This is a genomic window from Capnocytophaga sp. oral taxon 338 str. F0234 (assembly GCF_000192225.1).
In the GTDB taxonomy this organism is placed as follows: domain Bacteria; phylum Bacteroidota; class Bacteroidia; order Flavobacteriales; family Flavobacteriaceae; genus Capnocytophaga.
This window is the reverse complement of sequence record NZ_GL872413.1, coordinates 1,029,848-1,035,785: the sequence shown is the minus strand read 5'-3', so window position 1 is coordinate 1,035,785 and position 5,938 is coordinate 1,029,848. Positions and strand designations below refer to the sequence as shown.

9 protein-coding genes and 1 pseudogene are annotated in these 5,938 nt (G+C 30.5%); all 10 read left to right on the top strand.

The window, feature by feature from the left end:
- A pseudogene (locus HMPREF9071_RS11785) lies at nucleotides 1-1,101 on the top strand (hypothetical protein); the annotation flags it as partial.
- Entirely contained in the window at nucleotides 1,085-1,279 is a 195-nt protein-coding gene (locus tag HMPREF9071_RS04790; protein ID WP_009745455.1) for a hypothetical protein, read from the top strand. The pseudogene HMPREF9071_RS11785 and the gene HMPREF9071_RS04790, both read left to right, overlap by 17 nt.
- Entirely contained in the window at nucleotides 1,276-1,566 is a 291-nt protein-coding gene (locus HMPREF9071_RS04785; RefSeq protein WP_009745454.1) for a hypothetical protein, read from the top strand. The genes HMPREF9071_RS04790 and HMPREF9071_RS04785 overlap by 4 nt, the downstream gene beginning before the upstream one ends.
- A 134-nt stretch (nucleotides 1,567-1,700) precedes the next feature.
- A complete protein-coding gene (locus HMPREF9071_RS12480; RefSeq protein ID WP_253908259.1) occupies nucleotides 1,701-2,828 on the top strand; it encodes a hypothetical protein in 1,128 nt (375 codons plus the stop codon).
- A gap of 3 nt (nucleotides 2,829-2,831) precedes the next feature.
- A complete protein-coding gene (locus HMPREF9071_RS04770) occupies nucleotides 2,832-3,848 on the top strand; it encodes a hypothetical protein (RefSeq protein ID WP_009745452.1) in 1,017 nt (338 codons plus the stop codon).
- Nucleotides 3,832-4,137, top strand: coding sequence for a hypothetical protein (locus tag HMPREF9071_RS04765; protein ID WP_009745451.1), 306 nt, complete (start codon nucleotides 3,832-3,834; stop codon nucleotides 4,135-4,137). The genes HMPREF9071_RS04770 and HMPREF9071_RS04765 overlap by 17 nt, the downstream gene beginning before the upstream one ends.
- 3 nt (nucleotides 4,138-4,140) lie before the next feature.
- Entirely contained in the window at nucleotides 4,141-4,542 is a 402-nt protein-coding gene (locus HMPREF9071_RS12475) for a hypothetical protein (RefSeq protein WP_009745450.1), read from the top strand.
- A complete protein-coding gene (locus HMPREF9071_RS04760) occupies nucleotides 4,511-5,209 on the top strand; it encodes a hypothetical protein (RefSeq protein ID WP_009745449.1) in 699 nt (232 codons plus the stop codon). The genes HMPREF9071_RS12475 and HMPREF9071_RS04760 overlap by 32 nt, the downstream gene beginning before the upstream one ends.
- Nucleotides 5,193-5,501 carry a hypothetical protein gene (locus tag HMPREF9071_RS04755; protein ID WP_009745448.1) on the top strand — a complete coding sequence of 103 codons (309 nt, stop codon included), beginning with the start codon at nucleotides 5,193-5,195 and terminating at the stop codon, nucleotides 5,499-5,501. Before HMPREF9071_RS04760 ends, HMPREF9071_RS04755 begins: the two co-directional genes overlap by 17 nt.
- Nucleotide 5,502: 1 nt before the next feature.
- Complete coding sequence (locus tag HMPREF9071_RS04750; protein WP_009745447.1) at nucleotides 5,503-5,820, top strand: hypothetical protein; 318 nt, start codon at nucleotides 5,503-5,505, stop codon at nucleotides 5,818-5,820.
- Nucleotides 5,821-5,938: the final 118 nt, after the last annotated feature.

The window sequence follows — 5,938 nt, the reverse complement described above, 5'->3', positions numbered from 1 at the left end:
TTTTTGGATTACTACCAACGAAAGGAGCTGCTTGATACACTTGAAAAGGGAGTTGCAGTGACCTTAGATATAGCAACAATAGCAATCAGTGGAGGTACTGCTTTAGCGACCAAAGTACATTGGATACCCCGTGCTTGGGCACTGGCAGAAGTTGTAGGAGCTGTGGGGAATATAACAGCAAATACAATTAAAGAAATAAATGGAGATAATAAAGAGTTAAGAGAAATTGTCGATATTTATAATATTGCAATGGGAGCTATCGGGATCAAGAATCTCGGACAAGTAGGTTATAAGTTTGCAAAGAACCTACCACAAACTACAAAAAATATTCTCCAGAAGAATGGAAACTTAAGAACTCAACTCGTTAAAAGTTATCAAGATTGGAAAAGAAGAATAGGACAGCTCAAGACATCAAAGAAATTTGAGAAACTTGCTGATAATGAAAAGAAGTTATTAGAAGGGCAAGAAGAGGGCTGGAAATTATTAGGCTTTGAAGATAAAATAGATGATATAATTCTAAATGCTAAATGGGTAGATGATTTGGAAACTGTAATAGGCATAAATGTCAAAAATAAAATTAAAGAATGGGTAAAAAAAGGATTGGACTATTCCAAATTAGAAAGTAGTTTTAACAAAAGCTCAAATAAACTAGAGCTTTTTTCAAGGCTTGAAAAGGCAAAAAGTTTAAATCATCAAAAAGTAATCATAGGGGACTATGAGAATATACTTGGTGTTACCAAAGGTAAATATATATCAAATTCTGTAGATAATATAAAAAGTGATATAAAAATAAAAGTAAATAATAATGATTTTATATTAAAGAAATATCAAGGAGAAACATTTGCTAAAAATGCTAAGTTGATTAAGAGAGAGAATATAGAAGTCATAGAAGATTTAGGTAATGGGATTCAATTTATTAAAATAAAGCCAGGAACTAAATTATATCGTGTTTTTGACGGATATAAACCTTGGGATGATATTTCGCAAACAGGAAGTACACTACCCAAAGGGAACTATTGGACTTTTGATAAACCAACATCTATTTCAGAAGTGATAGGAGGTACAGCAGTAATGCCTGAATGGAATGGCAAAAATTATTGAAATAGAAGCACCTTCTCAAGGAATATATGTTTGGAGAGGGGTTGCTGCTAGGCAACCTGCTTCTTCAGTAACTAAAGATTTCTTTTTGAAAGGAGGAATAGAGCAAGTAATTTTTGATTATAAGCAAAATAAGATAAATCTCCCAGAAATAACAAAAAGTATAAAAGAATTAAAATGAATGAAATAATAAATCTTATTCAAAATAAAATGGGTTTAATGAGAAAAGAATTAGAAAAGAAAATCGAAGAAATTCCTTTTTGGCAACTAAAAAGTCTTTTCTCAGAGAAAGATATATATTCTTCACAAGAAGAATATAAAAAAAATATATTAAATAACTATGAAAAAACAAATTTTTTATATCAAATATTAGAGAAAGATTTATCTATACTTAGAAATAATGAGAAAAAAGAATTAAATCTTTTTTTCTATATCTCCGAGATCTTTAGAAGGAAAAGGATACTCTGAAAATCAGATAGAAGAATTTTATAAATTTATTGATAAAATAAAAGAATTATTAGAGGTTAAAAAAGAGTAAAAATTATCAACAAAGTTGTATTACAGTACGTCGTGCTTAGGCACTGGCAGAAGTAGTGGGAGCTGTGGGGGACATAGGAGTGAATGTATCACAACATATAGACCCTCATAGTTCTTTAGGGCAGGTTGTAAACAGTTACAACTTGGCAATGGGAGTTATAGGGATTAAAAATCTTGGACAAGTAGGTTATAAGTTTGCAAAGAACCTACCACAAACTACAAAAAATATTCTCCAGAAGAATGGAAACTTAAGAACTCAACTCGTCAAAAGTTATCAAGATTGGAAAAGAAGAATAGGACAGCTCAAGACATCAAAGAAATTCGAGAAACTTGCTGATAATGAAAAGAAGTTATTAGAAGGGCAAGAAGAGGGCTGGAATTTATTAGGCTTTGTAGGTGATATCAAAGGTGTTGATAGGTTAAAAGACTTTTTAACCAATGATGCCCGCCTGGTGAACTTGATTAAGAAGTTAAATGCTAAGTTCAACAAGGTAGATGATTTTGCAAAACGTTTTGAAGAACTCTATCAAAAAGTGCCTGAAAATTCCGTAAAACCTATAGATGACCTTGTGGACGACCTTAAGCATCTATTTACAGAGCACATAGATGAGATTCCTGAAGGACAATTAGTAGCTTTCTTAAACGAGCTTTTAGAAACTGGTGATAAGTTCAAAGCAGGAGCTACCTCTTTAGAGGTAATCCGAAATATCAAATCCTACCTACCCGCTAAATTCCATAGCACCCTGCAAAAATTAGAATTAGAAGACCTTATTTCTTATGCAGATGAGGCAGGTGATTTTAGGTTTGATATCAAGTGGCAGGCTAAAACTTTGGATAAATTTAATCAAGAGAGAGAAATTAGTATCTTCATAGATACTAAAAACTATTCTAAAGTAGGCAATATGTTTAAAGACTTAGGGCAATATAAAGCATATTTGAGAGAGATTAATAACTTTGACCAGCTGTATATTATCCAACAAGGTGGTAGAGGTATTACAAAAGAAGATATCATTAAAAGACTTGAAAGTGCTATAGCTAAAGATGCTGAAGGAGTCTATAAAGCTAATGAATCTATTTGGTTAAATATGAAAATTGGCTCTTATAAAAAGTTAGAAGATTTAGCAAAAACTAAAGAATTATCAACTTCTACTAAATATAGTTCATTTCAAGAAAGTATTAAAGTAACATTTTAATTTATGAAATTCAAAAAAATAAAAAAAATCCAAAAAGTAAGAGGATTTGATCCTTATACAGGAATATATTCAACTTATGAACCTAATAGAATATATTTCCATAATACATTTGTAGAATTAGAAGAAGAACCTTCTAAAATAAAGTTAATAGGTGAAAGAATCTTTACTAGGGATGCTGCAGGATGTCTGAAAATATGGAAAGAAGGAATACTCATAGAAACTATTGAAAACGCTGATTTATTCTCTAAATCTGATAATAACCAGATTTTGAAATATTATTATGATAAGGAATGGAATAGTTATGATAATATCCTTGATTTGGAGACCAATAAGCTAATTTTAAAAGAAAGCATTCCCTATCAGCTATATGTAGAAAAAAATATCATTATAGCGTATGATATTTTCGAGGGAGAGATAAAGCGCATCAATACCGATACTGAAACACTTTGGCAATTTACCATTGCTTCCTTAGGGGATTCTCCTTATCCCGATGAAGAGGATAGAATAGATAAAATAGTAGGTATCGCAAACGGAAATCTATGGGTTTATACCAAATTGTATCGCTTAGTTGCCTTAGATATTGAAACAGGATGTGTACAATACCATACCGATTGCTTTGGCGTTCAGTTAGATGAAGTTACTGAAAATATTTTTGCTATTGCCTCAAGTGGTTGGACAATTATAGATACCCAAACATTTACTATAAAAGGAAATTATTTTTTCTCAAAAGAAGACCCAGAAGGAATGGGACAATATGAGTCTGTTTACACCCCTCTCCTTCAAGGTGATTATTTCACTTTTATAGGTTCTAAACATAAAGAATATGGAGGGATAGGTTGGATAGGTATTTTTGATTACAAAGCGAGAAAATTAGTATGGGAACACGAACTCATTTCTGAAGAAGAAAGAAAAAATACTCGCAATCACTTAGCGGCTACCCAACCTTTATATATGAGTGGTAATAAACTATATATCAAAGATGTAAAAGATAATTTGTACATTTTTGAAAGAGAAGAATAGCTTCCAAAACTTAGGGCAATATAAAGCATATTTGAGAGAAATAGATAACTTTGACCAGCTGTATATTATCCAACAAGGAGGTAGAGGTATTACTAGGAAACAAGTTATTGAAAGACTTGAAAGTGCTATAGCTAAAGATGCTGAAGCTGTATTTGATGCTAAAAAATCTATTTGGTTGAATATGGGTATTGAATCAGCTGAAGACTTAAGAGACTTCGCAAAAACTAAAAAATTATCAACTTCTACTAAATATAGTTCATTTCAAGAAAGTATTAAAGTAACATTTTAATTTATGAAGTTTAAAAAAATAAAAGAAATCCAAAAAGTAAAAGCTTTTGACCCAAAAACAGAGGTGTATTCAGTATATGAACCTACTAAAGGAATATTTTTTAATGAGGTTTTTATACCTTTAGAAAATGTACCATTAGACATAATAGCAATAGATCAAAAAATCTTCACAGTAGATGGAGCAAGGTGTTTGAAAACATGGGAAGAAGGAATACTCACAGAAACTATTGAAAAAGCAGATTTATTATCTCCTTCTAATGATAAATGGGTTTGGAAGTATTATCTTGATAAAAAAGATTACAAAAATTACTTCAATATTCTTGATTTAGAGATCAACCAGCTAATTTTCAAAGAGTATATCCCATATAAGCTATATGCAGAAAAAAAATATCATTATAGCGTATGATATTTTCGAGGGAGAGATAAAGCGCATCAATACCGATACAGAAACACTTTGGCAATTTACCATTGCTTCCTTAGGGGATTCTCCTTATCCCGATGAGGAGGATAAAATCGGAGAATTTTTAGGCATTACTAACAATTATCTATGGATAGTAACCAACTTAGGTCGGCTTATTGCCTTAGATATAGAGACAGGGGAAGTCCAAAAAGTAGCCTCTCCTCATACAGTAGATGAGAAATATAATTATCATTTAAACAAGGCTTTTGGACACATTTATATAAAAGAAGAAGATGGAAATTTGTATTGTATGTCATATAATATGGTTACCATTATAGATACTCAGACATTTACCATAAAAGAAGAATATAATTTTCGCGAGGAAGACCCTGAAGAAATGGGGCAATATGAGTCTGTATATAAACCTTTATTACAAGGAAATTATTTCACTTTTATAGGTTCTAAACATAAAGAATATGGAGGGATAGGTTGGATAGGTATTTTTGATTACAAGGCGAGAAAGTTAGTATGGGAATACGAACTTCTTCCTTTTGAAGAAAGAAAAACTACTCGCAATCAGTTAGTTCCTCCCCAACCCTTATATATGAGTGGTAATAAGTTGTATATCAAAGATATAAAAGATAATTTGTACATTTTTGAAAGAGAGGAATAGCTTCAAAAACTTAGGGCAATATAAAGCATATTTAAGAGCAATAGATAACTTTGACCAGCTGTATATTATCCAACAAGGAGGTAGAGGTGTTACTAGAGAGGATGTTGTAAGAAGATTACAAAGTGCTATTAAAAAAGAAATAAATGATGTCTTTGAAATAATCTGGAAAAATGAAAATTTAAAAACCATATTATTTAATAATAGTAAAAGAGAGAAAGCATTGAAAGATTTTACAAACTCTATAGATAACAAAAGTTACAAGCTATTTGATTCAATTTTAATAACAAAGTAATATGAAATATTCAAAAATTTCCACTATCAATAATGTGTCTACTTATTTCTTAAAAGACAACTTTTTGTTCTTTGATTCAGGAAAACAATTGCAAGAGCATATATTGTTTATGAATAATGAACTTATAGGCTTAAAAGGTCTTTCAGATTATTTCTTTATAAAAGATACTATACTTTTCAATAAATGGGGAGAGAAAGGTAGCTTTTCATACAACATAAACACAAGAGAAGCAACACAAATAGAAGAAAATCAGCAAATAACAGCATTAAAAGATAATATCTTGATATATGCTGACGAAAATGATATATATAAATTATAAAGATTTATTTTTCAAAAATCTATTTTCATCAAGTTACTTTTTTAATATAATAGCAGAAGATTGCGGTTTTGCTTATGACACAGATAAAGTGTTAAAGCTAAATTTTCAAGATAAAATT

Excerpts from the sequence above, each read along its gene's own strand:
- HMPREF9071_RS04790 (WP_009745455.1), top strand. The coding sequence starts at position 1,085 with ATGGCAAAAATTATTGAAATAGAAGCACCTTCTCAAGGAATATATGTT.
- HMPREF9071_RS04785 (WP_009745454.1), top strand. The coding sequence starts at position 1,276 with ATGAATGAAATAATAAATCTTATTCAAAATAAAATGGGTTTAATGAGA.
- HMPREF9071_RS04770 (WP_009745452.1), top strand. The coding sequence starts at position 2,832 with ATGAAATTCAAAAAAATAAAAAAAATCCAAAAAGTAAGAGGATTTGAT.
- HMPREF9071_RS12475 (WP_009745450.1), top strand. The coding sequence starts at position 4,141 with ATGAAGTTTAAAAAAATAAAAGAAATCCAAAAAGTAAAAGCTTTTGAC.
- HMPREF9071_RS04760 (WP_009745449.1), top strand. The coding sequence starts at position 4,511 with ATGCAGAAAAAAAATATCATTATAGCGTATGATATTTTCGAGGGAGAG.
- HMPREF9071_RS04750 (WP_009745447.1), top strand. The coding sequence starts at position 5,503 with ATGAAATATTCAAAAATTTCCACTATCAATAATGTGTCTACTTATTTC.